The following is a 17,031-nucleotide window of genomic DNA, read 5'->3' on the forward strand; positions in this document are numbered from 1 at the left end:
TTCTTCCCCGCTCGTTGCTTGGTTTTTCGGGTGTCGGCCGTATCCGGTGTGTTCCACCGTCAAGGCCATGGTCTTTCAATTATGTCTCTGCCGCGGCAACCCGACCACCTCTGTCCGGAATTAACCGGCCGATGTGATCAGGTCGCCAACGGCGACAGCGTCGGAGCACCCACCCGATGGCAGTTGCTCCGACGCTTACATCACCAGCGGTAGTGGGCGAATGCCTTGTTGGCTTCGGCCATCTTGTGAGTGTCTTCGCGACGCTTCACAGCTGCACCGAGGCCATTGCTGGCATCGAGGAGCTCGTTGGCGAGACGCTCGACCATGGTCTTCTCACGACGTGCACGCGAGAAGGTGACCAGCCAGCGCAGTGCCAGCGTGGTGGAACGACCGGGACGAACCTCGACCGGCACCTGGTAGGTAGCGCCACCAACGCGGCGGCTACGAACCTCGAGTGCAGGCTTGACGTTGTCCAGGGCGCGCTTGAGCGTGACGACCGGATCGGTGCCGGTCTTCTCGCGTGCCTGCTCGAGAGCCTGGTACACGATTCGCTCTGCGGTGGACTTCTTGCCGTCCAGCAGGATCTTGTTGACGAGCTGCGTCACCAACGGGGAACCGTAAACCGGGTCGTTGATGAGCGGGCGCTTCGGAGCGGGGCCCTTACGTGGCATTAGCTCTTCTCCTTCTTGGCGCCGTAGCGGCTGCGTGCCTGCTTGCGACCCTTGACACCCTGGGTGTCGAGGGAGCCGCGGATGATCTTGTAACGGACACCCGGGAGGTCCTTCACACGACCGCCACGGACGAGCACCATGGAGTGCTCCTGAAGGTTGTGGCCTTCACCGGGGATGTACGCAGTGACCTCGACCGAAGTCGTCAGGCGAACGCGAGCGACCTTACGGAGAGCGGAGTTCGGCTTCTTGGGGGTGGTGGTGTACACGCGAGTGCACACGCCACGACGCTGCGGGCTGCCCTTGAGGGCTGCCGTCTTGACCTTGGCGGTCTTGTCGCGGCGACCCTTGCGGACCAGCTGGTTGATGGTTGGCATTTACCGGCTTTCTACGTCGGAACAGACTGCTCGAAGCAACCTTGGCTGTTCTGAAATTAGGGATCTAGCAGTTGGAGCAAGATAGCTGCTGCTCCTCACCCACCTCTGATACTGCTGCGCTGCGCAAATGCGCCTCGCTCTGCACCCGAGGTCGGGCGTGTCGCATACCCCCACACAGGCAGCCGGATGCTCGTTCTGAAGCAGTAACTGCTCGAACGTGCGCACGGCAATACCTAGCTAGGCACACAGATCGGCCCGGGCATGCCGGACACGACCCATAACGATACCTGCCAGCGTGCTATGTGGTCAAAATGAGCCTGAAGTGATACGGAACTCACAGCAACGACCAGGTTCGACAGCAGGTTCAAATACTGACGTTGAGCGTCAGTTCTCCAAGTTTAGTGACTCCCGCGCACGCATCCATGCCGCCGGCCGGCTGGCGCACCCACCAACCGAACACTCCCCCGGCCGGAGCGCCGGCGGTGATGCCACAGCTTTGTGGATCCGCCGGTTGCCGCACGAGGTAGGCGTCACTGCCCTTGACGGTGATCTTCTCGACCACATATCCGAGATGCTCGAATGCGGCGACCTCGTGATCGGTGGTGCCGGTCTCGAACCAGTTGAACGTGACATGGACCGGACCTGCGCCGCCAACCCCGTCCCACCGACAGATTGCCCCGTAGAAACCACGGGCGACGTCGGCGCCGATTGCCGCCGCGATCTGCGGGTCGGACACCGCTTCACATTCCTGCAGGATGTTGGCGAACTTCTCGCTGCCACTGCCCTGATAGCCGCCCTCGGCCAGCGGCGTTCCCGTCACTGTCGAACCGCACCCCGTCAGCAGGATCAACGACGCGCCAAGCGCCGCCGCCCGTGCGCGACTCACTGTGCCCTCGAGACAGTGAGTTCCATCAGGCTCTTCCCGACAACACACGGATCGGCAGGCGGGGCGACAAGCCCGGAGTTCGCGGAGCCGTAGTTCACCGACCAATGGACAAAATCGCCCCCGAACGAAATACCCAACTCGCACAGAACGCCTTCTCGCGACGCGATGAAACCGGAGTGGCCCTCGATCGTGATGTCGGCGGCAGGTCGACCGAGAAGGTCGGAACCGGCGCGCTCGCGGCCGATCGGGCTGCCGCGGTACCAGGAGAACGCGACGCTTGGTCCCAACGAACCGGCAACCGTCCATTCACAGCCGACACCGTTTCTGGTGACATCGGTGAACGCGAGCCCGAAAGCCGCGACCACCTCCTCATCCGTCACCGATCCGCATTCTGCGAACATCGGACCGGGATCGGTTGCTGACTGGGCGGTGGGCGCTGAACCTGTGGACTGTTCCGCTGTGCCGTCGTCGGCCCCACAGCCGGTAACCGACACCAGCACCGCAGCAGCGACCACCAACGGGGTACTGAAGGACAGGGCTCTGCGGCGCGGCATGCAGGTGACTGTACTTCCGGGATCAGAGCTGCGCGATCACGACACCGGCGCTGACACACGCACGAGAGTCGAGTCGAGTTGCGCCGCCCACGTTCTGACCACCTCGGACCGTCGACGCGAGTCGTCGGTCAAGACATCTGCCAACCCCAGCCCTCGGGCAAGGTCGAGCGTCGCCTGCACCAGACGGTGCGTCGTCGGATCTGCGTCGTCGGCGCCAAGACTCTCGACGGCCATGCGGTGCGCGATGCGCCCGAACCGTTCCTCGAGTGGCAACACTCGCGCTCGCAAGTCCGGGTCGGAAGCTGCCGCTGTCCACACCTGAAGTGCTGCCTTGAACAGAGTGCCGGTGTAGTACTCGACCAATCGGGAGATGATCGCCTCGGTTCGACCGGCACCCGCGGGAAGGTCGGTGGACTCTTTGCGTGCCTGATCCATTCGGGCGTCGAACATCACCTCGAGTGCCGCGGTGATCAGGTCCTCACGCGTCGGGAAGTGGTGCTGCATGGCACCACGGGATACCCCGGCCCGCTGCGCGACGACACTCATCGTCGTTGCACCCCATCCGAGTTCGGCGAGACACTCCACCGTCACTTCGAGCAGGTGGGAGCGCGTGACTCGACTTCGGTCCTGCTTGGGTTCTCGAGTCATCGCGCCGCCATCCCTTCTACTGTGCGTTCTGTTGTGCCCAGGCTGCTGGACGCTTCTGCAAGAAAGACATCATGCCCTCACGAGCCTCGTCAGAGGAAAACAGCCGCGCCGACTGCGCGATCATCTCCTCGCCGTCTCGGTCGAATCCGGCCAGGACCTGCCTGGTCGTGAGCCATTTCGATTCGGCCAGCCCCTGTGGCGAGCACTGACGCAATGTGACCAAGAGTTCAGTGATCGACTCGGCGGTTCCCTGCGACGCTTCCGTCACCAGCCCGATAGCGTGGGCCTCGTTCGGTCCGAACTTCTCTCCGGTGAGCAGGTACCGGCTCGCAGATCGCTGATCGAGCCTCGGCAGAACAGTGAGCGAGATGATGGACGCGGCCAACCCCAATCGTGATTCCGTCACCGCGAAGGTGCTCGCCGGTCCGGCGACGACGATGTCGCACGCCCCGACAAGACCCATACCCCCGGCCCGGACGTGACCGTCGATGCGCCCGATCACGGGCTTGGGCAGCTCGAGAATGCTGCGCAAGAGCGTCAGCATCCCCCGCCCACGCTCTTTGACTGCCTCCTCCGGAGATACGGACGACCCGGATGCTTCACTGAGATCGGCTCCCGCACAGAATGTTCCACCGGTGTGGGTGAGCACCACTGCTCGAACTGCCGGATCAGCGGCCGCCGACGTCAGTCCAGCCTGCAACTCCGTGACCAACCGCGTCGAAATCGCGTTGCGGTTGTGTGGTGAGTCGAGAGTGATCGTGGCCGCACCACCGGATACTTCGTACCGTACGTATGGCTTGTCCTCGTCCGTCATGCTTCGCCCTTTCCAGTGAGACCGTCTAGTAAGACCGAGGCAGACCGAGAGAATGCTGCGAGACGAAGTTGAGGATCATCTCGCGGCTCACCGGCGCGACACGGGCGATACGAGCCGCGCCGAGCATGGCGGCCAGTCCGTATTCCTTCGTCAGACCCGCCCCGCCGTGCGTCTGGATCGCCTGATCGAGTGCCTTGATGCTGGCCTCGGCAGCCGCGTACTTCGCCATGTTCGCGGCTTCGGCAGCACCGAAATCGTCACCACTGTCGTAGAGGACCGCGGCCTTCTGCATCATCAGCTTGGCGAGCTCGAGTTCGATCTTCACCTGCGCGAGGGGATGCGAAATACCTTGGTGGGCACCGATCGGCGTCTTCCACACCGTGCGCTCGTTGGCGAACTTCACCGCGGCGTTCAGGGCGTAACGGCCCATTCCGATGGCCATCGACGCACCCAGGATGCGCTCGGGGTTGAGACCGGCGAACAACTGCATCAGGGCGGCATCGGCTTCGCCGACCAGAGCGTCGGCCGGCAGCCGTACATCGTCGAGGAACAAGATGAACTGGTGGTCCGGCTCGATGATATCCATCTCCATCTGTGTCTTCACGAATCCGGGAGAATCCGTGGGGACGATGAACAGAGCGGGCTTGAGCTTGCCGGTCTTGGAGTCCTCGGTGCGCGCGACGATGAGCACTGCGTCAGCTTGATCGACGCCCGAGATGTAGATCTTGTTGCCGCTCAGGATCCAGTCTTCGCCATCCCTGCGTGCCGTCGTCGTGATCTGGTGTGAGTTCGAACCCGCGTCGGCCTCGGTGATTCCGAACGCCATGATCTTGGAGCCGTCGGCGAGGCTGGGCAGCCACTGCTGCTTCTGCTCCGCAGTGCCGTACTTGCCGATGATGGTGCCGCAGATGGCCGGCGAGACGACAACCAGGAGCAGACCGGCACCCTGCGCCGCCAATTCCTCCTGCACCAGCGCGAGTTCGTAGATGCCGGCACCGCCGCCGCCGTATTCCTCGGGCAGGTTGACGCCCAGGAACCCGAGTTTGCCCGCCTCGTTCCACAATTCGGTGAGCGGCTCACCCTTGCGCGCCTTGGGCAGCACGTAGTCGACATAGTTGAAGCGCTCACCCAGTTTGGAAACGGATGCCCGCAGTTCCTTCTGCTCTTCGGTTTCGATGAAACTCATCATGCGTCCTCTTCTGTAGCGGGTTCTTCCACACGTGCGAGTACCGATCCGACCTCGACCTGCTGGCCGACGGCGACCGGAAGTTCTACCAGGACACCGGCTGTCGGCGCGGTGACGGTGTGTTCCATCTTCATGGCCTCTAGCCACAGAATCGGCTGGCCGGCAGTGACTGTGTCACCGAGTGCTGCGCCGAGGCGAATAACTGATCCCGGCATCGGAGCGAGCAACGAACCGGCGGCGACTTCCGCCGACGGATCGACGAAGCGCGGTGCTGCCGTCAACGCGACGGGTCCGAGCGAGGAGTCGACAAAAATCTCACTCCCGTAGGCCGCCACGTCGAACGAACGCCGAACTCCGCTCTGCTCGAGCACTACCCGGGTCGCAGTTGCCGATACCAGGCTCACGCCGTCGAACCCTTCTGCACTCAGCACGCCGCTTCGGCTCAGGGAGTAGCGGACGTCGTAGTCGCCCGACGCAGTGGAGTAACTCTTGCTCTGCGGCTGTGACGGGAGGTTGCGCCACCCGCTGGGCAAGCGGCCGATGACGCGCGCCGACGCCCGGTTGTGCGCGGCATCGGCAAGTGCCGCCGCCAGCGCCGAAAGCCTTTCGGCGTCGGTGTCGGCCAGAGGCGTTGACAACTTCTCGAGGTCATGGGTCTCGAAGAACGCCGTATCGGTATCCCCGGCAATGAAGGCCGGGTGAGCCAGGACATTGACGAGCAGATCGCGGTTGGTCCGCAGACCGTGAATCCTGGTGCGCGCCAGCGTCGACGCGAGCAGCCGGGCAGCTGCGTTCCGCGTCGGCGCGTACGAGATGACCTTGGCCAACATCGGGTCGTAGTGGACGCCGACAACACTGCCGTCGACGACGCCGGAGTCGAGGCGAACGCCCTGCTCACGCAGAACACTGAATTCTTGCGGGTCACCGGGCAACTCGATGTGGTGAACGGTTCCACTCTGCGGCTGCCAGTTCTTGGCGGGGTCCTCGGCGTACAGGCGCACCTCGATCGAATGCCCACGGATCTCCGGCTGCTCGTCCGGAAGTACTTCACCTGAAGCGACCTGCAATTGCAGTTCCACCAGATCGAGTCCGGTGGTGCACTCGGTGACGGGATGCTCCACCTGCAAACGCGTGTTCATTTCCAGGAAGAAGAAGTCGCCCTTTTCGTCAGCCAGGAATTCAACGGTTCCTGCGCCTTCGTAACCGATGGCGTTGGCTGCGAGCCGTGAAGCGTCGAACAGCTTGTCGCGCATGGCGGGGATGCGTTGCACGAGCGGCGACGGTGCCTCTTCGACCACCTTCTGATGCCGACGCTGGATCGAGCACTCGCGCTCCCCCACCGCCCACACCCCACCGTGGCGGTCGGCCATGACCTGAACCTCGATGTGCCGACCGGTCTCGAGGTAGCGCTCGCAGAAGACAGTCGGGTCACCGAAGGCGGACTGCGCCTCACGCCGCGCCGCTTCCAGTTCGCCTTCCAGCGCCGACAATTCACGAACGACACGCATTCCGCGTCCGCCGCCGCCCGCCGACGCCTTGATCAGCACTGGCAAATGAGCGTCGGTCACCGCAGCGGGATCGAGTTCGGACAGCACCGGAACTCCGGCCGCGTCCATGATCTTCTTGGACTCGACCTTCGATCCCATGAGCTCGATGGATTCGACGGGCGGACCGATCCACGTCAGTCCGGCATCGATGACACTGCGCGCGAACTCCGCGTTCTCGGAGAGGAATCCGTAGCCGGGGTGAATCGCGTCGGCGCCCGAAGCCTTGGCGGCGGCGATGATGAGCTCGCCCCGCAGGTATGTCTCGGCAGGCGTGTTACCCGGCAGGCGAACCGAGGCGTCGGCTTCGGCGACGTGCGGGCTGTCGGCATCCGCGTCGGAAAAGACCGCGACCGTCCCGATTCCGTTCTTCCGACAGGTTGCGAAGACACGGCGGGCGATTTCGCCACGATTGGCGACCAGTACTGAAGTGATTGTCACGGCGTGCCTCACATACGGAAGACGCCGAAGTTCTCGGTGCCTTCGATCGGGGCGGTGGCAATGGCCGACAGGCACATTCCCACCACGGTGCGGGTGTCTCGGGGATCGATGACGCCGTCGTCATAGAGACGCCCGGACAAGAACATCGGAAGTGACTCGGCCTCGATCTGGTTCTCGATCATCGCTCGCATGCCGGCATCGGCCTGCTCGTCGAAGACCTGGCCGCGTGCCTCGGCAGCAGCGCGTCCCACGATGGAGATGACGCCGGCAAGCTGCGCACCGCCCATGACGGCGGACTTGGAACTGGGCCAGGCAAAGAGGAATCTCGGATCGAATGCCCGTCCGCACATGCCGTAGTGACCGGCGCCGTACGACGCTCCGAGCAGGATGGAGATGTGCGGAACCTTGGAGTTGGCTACTGCATTGATCATCATCGATCCGTGCTTGATCATTCCGCCCTCCTCGTATTCCTTACCCACCATGTAGCCGGTGGTGTTGTGCAGGAACAGCAACGGCGTGTTGGAGCGGTTGGCAAGCTGGATGAACTGCGTGGCCTTCTGGGACTCTTCGCTGAAGAGAACTCCACGGGCGTTGGCCAGGATGCCGATCGGGTAACCGTTGAGCTCGGCCCAGCCGGTCACGAGGGAGGAACCGTAGAGCGGCTTGAACTCGTCGAAGTCGGAACCGTCGACGATACGGGCGATGACCTCGCGCGGATCGAAGGGGATCTTCAGGTCGGCCGGAACGATGCCGAGCAACTCTTCCGGATCCTCGAGCGGTTCGATGATCTCTGCTCGGGGCGCCGGCCCCTTCTTGGTCCAGTTGAGTCGCTTGACGATCGAGCGCCCGATGCGGATCGCGTCCTGCTCGTCGGCTGCGAAGTAGTCGGCCAGTCCCGACTTGCGGGCGTGCATTTCGGCGCCGCCGAGTGCCTCGTCGTCGGATTCCTCACCGGTGGCCATCTTGACCAACGGCGGGCCTGCGAGGAACACCTTGGAGCGTTCCTTGATCATCACGACGTGGTCGGACATGCCCGGGATGTACGCGCCGCCGGCAGTCGAGTTACCGAAGACCAGTGCAATGGTGGGGATACCGGCGGCGGAGAGCTGTGTAAGGTCACGGAACATACGCCCGCCCGGGATGAACACCTCCTTCTGCGTCGGCAAGTCTGCGCCACCGGACTCGACGAGGGAGATCACCGGGAGGCGGTTCTGCATGGCGATGTCGTTGGCGCGGAATCCCTTACGCAGCGTCCACGGATTGCTGGTGCCGCCGCGCACGGTGGGATCGTTGGCAACGATCAGGCATTCGACGCCTTCGACGACGCCGATACCGACCACGGTGCTGGCGCCGACCGGGAAGTCACTCCCCCACGCAGCGAGGGGACACAGCTCGAGGAACGGCGAATCCTGATCGAGCAGGAGTTCGATCCGCTCGCGCGCCAGAAGCTTTCCCCGCTTGTGGTGCCGCTCGGTGTACTTCTCGCCGCCACCGGCCAGCGCCTTGGCGTGCTCGACCTCGATCTCGGCGAGCTTGGTGTTCATGGTCGATGTTGCGGTCTGGTACACCTCGGAATTGGTGTCCAGTGTTGACCGGATGACACTCATGACTGATACCCCAATCGCTTGGCCGCGAGGCCGGTGAGGATTTCGGTGGTTCCGCCACCGATTCCCAGAATTCGCATGTCCCGGTACTGCCTCTCCACTTCACTTTCCTGCATGTATCCGAGGCCGCCGAACAGCTGAACGGCTTGGTTCGCAACCCATTCGCCCGTCTCGACTGCCGTGTTCTTGGCGAAGCACACCTCGGCGATCAGATCGCCGTCACCGGCCATGTGCCGTTCGATCACCGAGTGCGTGTACACCTTGGCGACGTCGATCTTGCGGGCCATCTCGGTGACGGTGTTCTGCACGGCCTGCCGGCTGATCAGGGGGCGACCGAAAGTCTCGCGGGCGCGGCACCATTCGAGGGTCAGCTCCAGGCAACGCTCTGCACTGGCATACGCCTGCGCGGCGAGCGCGACCCGCTCGGAGACAAATGCCTGCGCGATCTGCGCGAAGCCGCTGTTCTCTGCGCCGACCAGATTCTCCACCGGAACCCGGGCGTCGACAAAGGACAGTTCCGCTGTATCCGACGCGCGCCAGCCCATCTTCTCGAGTTTGCGCGAGACGGTGAATCCCGGTGTGCCCTTCTCGATCACGAGCAGTGAGACACCACCCGCGCCGGGGCCACCGGTGCGCACTGCGGTGACGACGAAGTCCGCTCGAACGCCGGAGGTGATGAACGTCTTGGCGCCGTTCACGACGTAATGATCGCCGTCGCGCTTGGCTGTGGTTGTCAGGTGCCCGACGTCGCTGCCTCCGCCGGGCTCGGTGATGGCGAGCGAGCCGATCTTGTCGCCGTGCAGGGTCGGCTTGACCCACTTCTCGATCTGCGCCTCGTCGCCGGCCGCAATCAGGTGCGGCACCGCGATGCCGCAGGTGAACAGCGAAGCGAACAGCCCGCCCGACGCACCTGCCTGATGCATCTCCTCACAGATCACGATGGAGTCGACGGCGTCGCCGCCCTCACCACCGGCCGATTCGGGCGCACTGGCCCCAAGGAGCCCGAGAGCGCCTGCCTTGCGGTGCAATTCGCGGGGAATCTCGCCGTCACGCTCCCACTGCGTCAGGTGCGGCAGAATCTCCTGGTTCACGAATCCGCGTACGGTCTCGCGAAGCGCAAGCCTTTCCGGTGTGGTCCACACGGTCACCGTGAATCCTCTTTCTCGTCAGTTGTGGGGAGTAGCGAAATCGGGATGTCGATGTGGCGCGAGCGCAGCCATTCACCAATTCCCTTGGCCTGCGGATCGAACCGCGCCTGCGAGGCAACACCCTGACCGAGGATTCCCTCGATCACGAAGTTGACGGCACGAAGGTGCGGAAGCTGGTAGCGAGTGACGGTAAGCTCCGCCGCCTCGGGCAGTAGTTCCTTGAGTTTCTCGACGGACAGAGTGTGCACCAACCACTTCCACTGATCGTCCGTGCGAACCCAGACGCCGACGTTGGCGTTTCCACCCTTGTCGCCACTACGGGCACCGGCGATCGTGCCGAGCGGCACCGAGAGCGAAGACTGTGGCGGCAACGGCTCCGGACGCTCAGGTTCGTCGACAGGTTCGAGGTCCTGCGTCAGCGTCGACGGAGCGATGTCCACCCGCGTGCCGTCAGGCAGTACGGCCACGTGAGGCACCGATCCCGCGTCGACGTAGCCGGGGGTGAACACTCCGTACGGTTGTCCGTTGCTCGGCGGCGCGGTCAGCGAGAAGCCGGGGTAACTGGCGAGTGCCATTTCCACCGCAACCGCGGAGAAGGGGCGACCGATGACCTTGGGGTCGGAATCGCGAACCACGCAGCGCAGCAACGCACTCGCGGTTTCCTCGGTGTCGGAATCCGGGTGATCCGTGCGAGCGAGAGTCCAGACCAGTTCGGCGGGCTTCTTCGTCAGCCAGGATTCGAGTTGAGTCCTCGCCAGATCGGCCTTGGCCTCGATGTCGAGACCCGTGAGGATGAAGGTGGCCTCGTTGCGGAACCCGGCCAGCGTGTTGAGTGAGACCTTGTACTGCTGCGGCGGAGCCTCGCCCGTGACGCCGCTGATCAGCACCCGATCCGGGCCTTCCTGGGTGAGCACCGCGTTGTCGATGCGGGTGGTCACGTCCGGGCCTGCGTAGCGTCCGCCCGTGATCTCGTACAACAGCTGCGCCGTCACCGTGCCGACGCTCACCTCGCCGTCCGTTCCGGAATGCTTGGTGATGACCGAGGATCCGTCCGCGTTGATCTCGGCGATCGGGAAGCCAGGACGGCCCAGATTGGGAATCTCGGTGAAGAACGCATAGTTGCCGCCGGTGGCCTGGGTTCCGCACTCGATGACGTGGCCCGCCGCGACAGCACCGGCCAATTGATCGAAATCATCTCGCTTCCAAGCGAAGTGATGAGCGGCGGGACCGACGATCACCGACGCATCGGTGACACGACCGGTGACCACGACATCGGCGTCGGCCGACAAGGCTTCGACTATGCCCCAGGCGCCGAGGTACGCATTGGCCGTCAGCGGGGAGCCGAGTCCGAGTTCGTGTGCCCGAGAGACCAGATCGTCACCCTCGACGTGGGCGATCCTCGCGTTCAACCCCAGCTTGGTGTTGACCTCGCGCAGCGCGTCCGCCAGTCCGGCCGGGTTGAGGCCGCCGGCATTCGCAACGATCTTCACGCCCTTGTCGAGCGCGAGGCCGAGGGTGTCCTCGACCTGACGCAGGAACGTCTTCGCGTAGCCGAGCGACGGGTCCTTCATCCGGTCCCGGCCGAGGATCAGCATCGTCAGTTCGGCCAGATAGTCGCCGGTCAGGTAGTCGAGTTCGCCGCCCTCGAGCATCTCACGCATCGCCGAGACACGGTCGCCGTAGAACCCGGAGCAGTTACCGATCCGTACCGAACTCATTTGCCCACCTTCACTTCTCGTCCTTCGCCGCTGGATCCGATGGCGGCTCGTCCCTCGCCGCTGGGACCGGCAAATGCCTGCGCAAACCCGAGCCACTCGTCCGCGTCGGCACCCACGGCGACCAGATCGAGATCGGCGCGATTGGCGCGCTGAGTGACCAGCAAACAGAAGTCCAACGCGGGCCCGGTCACCTTCTGCGGCGCATCTTCCGGCCCCCAGGTCCAGAGCGAACCGTCCGGCGCCGTCAACTCCACCCGGAAATCGTCGGCGGGCGGCGTCTTCTCGTTGACCGAGTACGCAAAGTTCCGCGTCCGCACACCCAGATGAGCGATGTTCTTGATGCGCGCCGTCGGAGCGCGTTCGACGCCGAGTGTGTCGGCGACGTCCTGCCCGTGCGCCCACGTCTCCATCAATCGCGCGGTTGCCATGGAGACACCGCCCATGGGCGGGCCGTACCAGGGGAACTTGGTGCCGGCCGGGGCAGCGGTGAGCGCCTCGACGAGAGCAATGCGCCCCGCCCGCCAATCGGCGAGCAACTCCCCGGGCGGGCGGGCAGCCTGCTCGGCAGCACCGTCGTCGACAAACCCGGCCGGATTCACGAACGCCGCCTTCAACTGCTCCGCGAACCCGTCCGGGTCGGTGACAGCCAGGATCGCAGCACTGTCCGTCCAGTGCAGGTGCCCGATCTGATGCGCGATGGTCCACCCTTCCGCGGGCGTCATTGTCGCCCACTTCGCCTCGGGCAGATCCGCAACCAGGGCGTCAAGGCTCTCGCCTTCGGCCCGCAAGTCATCGATGAACGTCTGAAGTTCGGCCATGCGATCAGCATCACACTCGTAGTCATAAAAATCAAGCACGAATGATTGTTATTCAGAAATCTCGTGGTGAGAGACTGAGCTCAACTGCCATCGACTACCAGGAGCACCCATGAGCGACGCCGTACTGATCTCGCGAACCGGCGATGTGGTCACGTGGACCCTCAATCGCCCGGACACCCGCAACGCCATCTCCGAGATAGACGTGATCGAAGCCCTCGAAGACGCGGTCACCGCGGTCAACCGAGATCAGAGCGTGCGCGCGGTCATCCTCACCGGAGCAGGGTCGGCCTTCTCCTCCGGCGGCAACGTCAAACACATGCGGGACAAAGAGGGCATGTTCGGTGGTGCTCCCGGCGAGATCCGCCAGGGCTACCGGCACGGCATCCAACGCATCCCGCTCGCGCTGTACACGTGTGAGGTGCCGACCGTCGCAGCCGTCAACGGCCCTGCCATCGGAGCGGGCTGCGACCTCTCACTCATGTGTGACCTCCGCATCGGGTCGACGGCGGCGGTCTTCGCCGAGAGCTTCGTCAAGGTGGGACTCATCCCGGGCGACGGCGGAGCGTGGCTGCTCCCCCGCGCGATCGGCAACGCCCGCGCCGCCGAGATGGCGTTCACCGGCGAACCGATCGACGCGACCAAGGCACTCGACTGGGGTCTGGTCTCGCAGGTCACCGAGCCCGAAGAATTGCTTTCCGCAGCGCACGCTTTGGCAGCGCGAGTAGCCGCCAATCCCCCGCAGGTGCTCCGCATGACCAAGAAACTGCTCCGCGAGGGCCAGCACCAAAGCCTCGAGAGTTTGCTCGAACTCTCGGCCGCCATGCAGTCGATCGCCCATCACACTCGCGATCACCACGAAGCCGTCGCCGCGATGCTCGAGCGTCGAAGTCCTGAGTTCACCGGAGAATGAAGGCCGGCAGTCAGCTACTGCCGGTCGGCGCAGTCCTCACCTCGATACTGTCGCTCCAGTTCGGAGCGGCATTCGCGACGACCCTGTTCTCGCAGATCGGGCCGGCCGGTGCCACGACGCTTCGGCTGACGATCGCCGCGATCATCCTCGGAGTCATCGTCCGCCCACGATGGAGCAGGTGGTCGAACCGGCAGCGCAAGGGCATATTTGCGCTCGGCGTTTCTCTGGCCGTCATGAACGGGGCCTTCTACATGGCCCTCGACACGGTGCCCATCGGAACGGCCGTCACCATCGAATTTCTCGGGCCACTCACACTTGCCGCGGTGCTGTCGAAGCGCTGGGCCGACGGTGCCTGGGTGCTGCTTGCCTTCGGCGGAGTACTTCTCCTCGGATTGGGTGATCACGGGGAATCGGGACTCGACGTCGTCGGCGTGATCTACGCACTCGTTGCGGCCGCAGCCTGGGCGGGATACATCATCGCCGGTTCACACCTCGCCGCAACACTTCCGAGTGCCGACGGTCTGGCCGGTGCCACGATTGTGGCGGCCGTCCTCACCCTGCCGTTCGGTGTGGTCTCCGGAGGTTCAGAACTGCTCGATCCGAAGATGCTTGCCGCCGGCGCGGCGGTAGCCATCCTCTCGTCCGTCATTCCGTACAGCCTGGAAATGTGGGCGCTGCGATCCTTGGTCAAGAAGGTCTTTGCCGTCCTCATTGCGCTCGAACCGGCAGCAGCAGCGTTGGCCGGCGTAGTCATCATCGGACAGACACTCGACTCCATGACCCTGGTTGCCATCGGACTTGTGGTCGTGGCGGGCATCGGCACCGTTGTCATGAATCGAAAGCCCACCCCGAAATAGTCCAGGTACCGTCAGAGCACGTTCATTCCAACGCACAGGAGAACCATGACCAACCCGATCATCGCCACTGTTCTCGGACGCACCCCGCAGATCGACGAGAGCGCGTTCATCGCACCCAATGCCACCGTTGTCGGCGCAGTGACCATCGCTGCCGGCGCCAGCATCTGGTACGGCGCGGTCATTCGCGGCGACGCGGAATCGATCTTCATCGGCGCGGACACCAACATCCAGGACAACTGCACGGTGCATGCAGACCCGACGTTCCCCGCGGTTCTGGGCGAGCGAATCTCGGTCGGCCACAACGCGGTGTTGCACGGGTGCACCGTCGAAGACGACGTGTTGGTCGGCATGGGCGCAGTGGTGCTCAACGGCGCACACATCGGTTCGGGATCGCTGATCGCGGCCGGCGCCGTCGTCTCGCAGGGGATGCAGATCCCGCCCGGATCACTGGTCGCCGGCGTACCGGCCAAGGTCAAACGTGAACTCTCCGAAGGCGAAAAGGCCGGGATCAGCGCCAACGGCGCCGGTTACATCATGCTCGCCAAGGCCCATCAGGACATCGAACAGGCCTGATCGACACGACGCTTGCGGCCGGTAGCAGCAAGAGCCGCGGCTAACCTCGGGGCCGCAACGTACTGTTCGGCAACTCGGGTGCCGGGAGCGCCGGACCGTCGTATCCCGGCACTACGCCGAAACGTTGATCAGGGACGCTGCCGTCGAATCCAGAGGCCAGTTCGGCCTGCCACTTGCGTCGATACTCGACGATCTCTTCGTGCGTGCGGCCCATGAAGTTCCACCACATGATGACCTGCTCGCCCAACGGCTTGCCGCCGAGCAGCAGGACCCGAGCTGGTTCGGAACCCGGGTTGCGTAATGTCAGCTTCCCGAAACCCGGTGCTTGATAACCCAACTCGGCCCAGCCGACGGTGGTGCCACGCAGCACTACCGATCCTTTGTCGACGATCACACCGTGTTCGTGCGAACGATCGACGTCGAGCGCAATGTCAGCGCCCGGATCGAGAACTATCTCGGCACCGAGCAATTCGGTGAAGGTGGATACCGGCGATTTCTCGCCGGCCAACGAGCCGAGGAACACGCTGAGCCTGGCGCCCCCAATGGTCACCGGTTCCGGTCGGTAGTGAACAAACGCGGGGGCGGTATCGCGAGCCGCGTCCGGGAGCGCCACCCACAGCTGCATGCCGTGCAGAACCTTCGTGTTCGGCGTCGAGACCTCCGAATGCGCGATCCCGCTACCGGCCGTCATCAAGTTAAGTTCACCTGGCCGCACCATCGCATGGGAACCGATGCTGTCGCGATGCTCGATCTCTCCGGTGAACAGCCAACTGACCGTCTGCAAACCGGTGTGTGGATGCGGCGGCACATGCATGCCGGGCCCCGAGCCGACGTCGTCCGGCCCGTAGTGATCGGCGAAGCACCACGCCCCGATCAGCGAACGATCACGCTGCGGCAATGTGCGCCGCACCCGCATTGCCCGTGGGCCACCGAGCGGAACATCCCGCGGGGTGAGGATCTGAATCTCGCTGTTGTCAGGTTTGCCTTCACATTCCTGCTCTACGGGATGCATGTCGAGGTTGCTCATCTCTTCATCCTGCCTCGGGTTGCGTCAGGGTGCCCAGAACTATGCCGAGACCGCACTTGTGTCACGCGCGGCCTTCATCGACGCGTGGGTGGGCGGGTTGTCCGGGACATGCGCCGGACGACGGGCCGCGAATTCACGACGCAGAACCGGTACAACTTCCTCGCCGAGAAGATCGAGCTGCTCGAGCACCGTCTTCAGCGGAAGACCCGCGTGATCCATGAGGAACAGCTGGCGCTGGTAGTCGCCGAAGAAATCCGCGAACGCGAGGGTCTTCTCGATGACCTGCTCCGGCGAACCGACTGTCAGCGGCGTCTGCTCGGTGAACTCTTCGAGCGACGGTCCGTGACCGTACACCGGCGCATTGTCGAAGTACGGGCGGAATTCCTTGACGGCGTCCTGACTGTTCTTACGCATGAAGACCTGACCGCCCAGCCCGACGATCGCCTGATCGGCGGTGCCGTGTCCGTAATGCTCGTAGCGCTGACGGTAGAGGTTGATGAGCTCGATGTAGTGCTCCTTGGGCCAGAAGATGTTGTTCGCGAAGAACCCGTCACCGTGATACGCCGCGATTTCCGCGATCTCAGGACTGCGAATCGAGCCGTGCCACACAAAGGGTGCGATGCCGTCGAGCGGACGTGGTGTGGACGTGAAACCTTGCAGCGGAGTGCGGTACTCCCCTTGCCAATTCACCACTTCCTCGTCCCAGAGCCGGCGCAAGAGCTGATAGTTCTCGAGGGCCAACGGAATACCCGCGCGAATGTCCTTGCCGAACCACGGGTACACGGGCGCCGTGTTGCCACGCCCCATCATGAGGTCGACGCGACCCTCCGCGAGATGCTGGAGCATCGCGTAGTCTTCGGCGATCTTCACCGGATCGTTGGTGGTGATCAGCGTCGTTGACGTGGACAGCGTGATCTTCTCGGTCTGTGCAGCGATGTAGCCGAGCATCGTGGTGGGTGACGACGGCACAAACGGCTTGTTGTGGTGCTCGCCTGTTGCGAAGACGTCGAGTCCCACGTCTTCGGCATGCTTGGCGATAGTGGTCATCGCCTTGATGCGCTCGTGCTCGGTGGGCGTGACCCCTGTCGTGGGGTCTGTGGTGACGTCACCGACTGTGAAGATTCCGAACTGCATGGCTACTCCTGTTCAGGGCGTTGATCCCTACGACTGCATGTAGATAATTTAACATTCAACCATCTAGGGCTATTCCCGCACCCTGAACAGCACTGAGGGCGGTAGGCACACCATGTGCTTACCG

Annotated in this window: 17 protein-coding genes; 3 read left to right on the forward strand and 14 right to left on the reverse strand. The window is 63.8% G+C overall.

Annotated features, from left to right (window positions below):
• Positions 1 to 200 precede the first annotated feature (200 nt).
• The 12 genes from rpsG to CJ178_RS10980 form a co-directional block, all read right to left on the reverse strand.
• On the reverse strand, positions 201 to 671 hold the full coding sequence (gene rpsG, locus CJ178_RS10925) for a 30S ribosomal protein S7 (RefSeq protein WP_003941856.1): 471 nt from the start codon (positions 669 to 671) through the stop codon (positions 201 to 203).
• Positions 671 to 1,045 carry a 30S ribosomal protein S12 gene (rpsL, locus tag CJ178_RS10930; RefSeq protein WP_003941908.1) on the reverse strand — a complete coding sequence of 125 codons (375 nt, stop codon included), beginning with the start codon at positions 1,043 to 1,045 and terminating at the stop codon, positions 671 to 673. Before rpsL ends, rpsG begins: the two co-directional genes overlap by 1 nt.
• A gap of 364 nt (positions 1,046 to 1,409) precedes the next feature.
• Entirely contained in the window at positions 1,410 to 1,931 is a 522-nt protein-coding gene (locus CJ178_RS10935) for a DUF3558 domain-containing protein (protein WP_095886687.1), read from the reverse strand.
• Positions 1,928 to 2,485, reverse strand: a complete 558-nt coding sequence (locus CJ178_RS10940; RefSeq protein ID WP_095886688.1) for a DUF3558 domain-containing protein — start codon at positions 2,483 to 2,485, stop codon at positions 1,928 to 1,930. The genes CJ178_RS10935 and CJ178_RS10940 overlap by 4 nt, the downstream gene beginning before the upstream one ends.
• A 36-nt stretch (positions 2,486 to 2,521) precedes the next feature.
• Positions 2,522 to 3,133: a TetR/AcrR family transcriptional regulator gene (locus tag CJ178_RS10945; protein WP_033236422.1), complete on the reverse strand. Its 612-nt coding sequence runs from the start codon at positions 3,131 to 3,133 to the stop codon at positions 2,522 to 2,524.
• A gap of 16 nt (positions 3,134 to 3,149) precedes the next feature.
• Entirely contained in the window at positions 3,150 to 3,947 is a 798-nt protein-coding gene (locus tag CJ178_RS10950; RefSeq protein WP_045070925.1) for an enoyl-CoA hydratase family protein, read from the reverse strand.
• A gap of 25 nt (positions 3,948 to 3,972) precedes the next feature.
• Positions 3,973 to 5,133 (reverse strand): acyl-CoA dehydrogenase family protein, encoded by a 1,161-nt coding sequence (locus CJ178_RS10955; protein ID WP_033236424.1) that lies wholly within the window; start codon positions 5,131 to 5,133, stop codon positions 3,973 to 3,975.
• Positions 5,133 to 7,118, reverse strand: coding sequence for an acetyl/propionyl/methylcrotonyl-CoA carboxylase subunit alpha (locus CJ178_RS10960; RefSeq protein ID WP_095887937.1), 1,986 nt, complete (start codon positions 7,116 to 7,118; stop codon positions 5,133 to 5,135). Before CJ178_RS10960 ends, CJ178_RS10955 begins: the two co-directional genes overlap by 1 nt.
• A gap of 8 nt (positions 7,119 to 7,126) precedes the next feature.
• Positions 7,127 to 8,725, reverse strand: coding sequence for an acyl-CoA carboxylase subunit beta (locus tag CJ178_RS10965; RefSeq protein ID WP_019744291.1), 1,599 nt, complete (start codon positions 8,723 to 8,725; stop codon positions 7,127 to 7,129).
• Positions 8,722 to 9,870, reverse strand: coding sequence for an acyl-CoA dehydrogenase family protein (locus CJ178_RS10970; protein WP_095886689.1), 1,149 nt, complete (start codon positions 9,868 to 9,870; stop codon positions 8,722 to 8,724). Before CJ178_RS10970 ends, CJ178_RS10965 begins: the two co-directional genes overlap by 4 nt.
• Positions 9,867 to 11,588, reverse strand: a complete 1,722-nt coding sequence (locus CJ178_RS10975) for an acyclic terpene utilization AtuA family protein (protein ID WP_095886690.1) — start codon at positions 11,586 to 11,588, stop codon at positions 9,867 to 9,869. Before CJ178_RS10975 ends, CJ178_RS10970 begins: the two co-directional genes overlap by 4 nt.
• The gene (locus CJ178_RS10980) at positions 11,585 to 12,406 is read right to left on the reverse strand and encodes a TIGR03084 family metal-binding protein (RefSeq protein ID WP_095886691.1); all 822 of its coding nucleotides are present in this window, start codon (positions 12,404 to 12,406) and stop codon (positions 11,585 to 11,587) included. Before CJ178_RS10980 ends, CJ178_RS10975 begins: the two co-directional genes overlap by 4 nt.
• A gap of 109 nt (positions 12,407 to 12,515) precedes the next feature.
• Here CJ178_RS10980 and CJ178_RS10985 point away from each other — a divergent pair, with 109 nt between their 5' ends.
• The 3 genes from CJ178_RS10985 to CJ178_RS10995 are packed head-to-tail and all read left to right on the forward strand — an operon-like array spanning position 12,516 to position 14,746.
• Positions 12,516 to 13,316 (forward strand): crotonase/enoyl-CoA hydratase family protein, encoded by an 801-nt coding sequence (locus CJ178_RS10985; RefSeq protein WP_095886692.1) that lies wholly within the window; start codon positions 12,516 to 12,518, stop codon positions 13,314 to 13,316.
• Positions 13,313 to 14,173: an EamA family transporter gene (locus CJ178_RS10990; RefSeq protein WP_095886693.1), complete on the forward strand. Its 861-nt coding sequence runs from the start codon at positions 13,313 to 13,315 to the stop codon at positions 14,171 to 14,173. Before CJ178_RS10985 ends, CJ178_RS10990 begins: the two co-directional genes overlap by 4 nt.
• Before the next feature lie 45 nt (positions 14,174 to 14,218).
• On the forward strand, positions 14,219 to 14,746 hold the full coding sequence (locus tag CJ178_RS10995; RefSeq protein WP_095886694.1) for a gamma carbonic anhydrase family protein: 528 nt from the start codon (positions 14,219 to 14,221) through the stop codon (positions 14,744 to 14,746).
• Between the two features lie 40 nt (positions 14,747 to 14,786).
• On the opposite strand, the gene CJ178_RS11000 is transcribed toward CJ178_RS10995, so the two are convergent.
• Positions 14,787 to 15,773 (reverse strand): pirin family protein, encoded by a 987-nt coding sequence (locus CJ178_RS11000; RefSeq protein ID WP_095886695.1) that lies wholly within the window; start codon positions 15,771 to 15,773, stop codon positions 14,787 to 14,789.
• A 39-nt stretch (positions 15,774 to 15,812) separates the two neighbouring features.
• On the reverse strand, positions 15,813 to 16,907 hold the full coding sequence (locus CJ178_RS11005) for an LLM class flavin-dependent oxidoreductase (RefSeq protein ID WP_033236433.1): 1,095 nt from the start codon (positions 16,905 to 16,907) through the stop codon (positions 15,813 to 15,815).
• Between the last annotated feature and the right edge of the window lie 124 nt (positions 16,908 to 17,031).

The organism is Rhodococcus sp. ACPA4 (assembly GCF_002300185.1).
Classification (GTDB): domain Bacteria; phylum Actinomycetota; class Actinomycetes; order Mycobacteriales; family Mycobacteriaceae; genus Rhodococcus_F; species Rhodococcus_F globerula.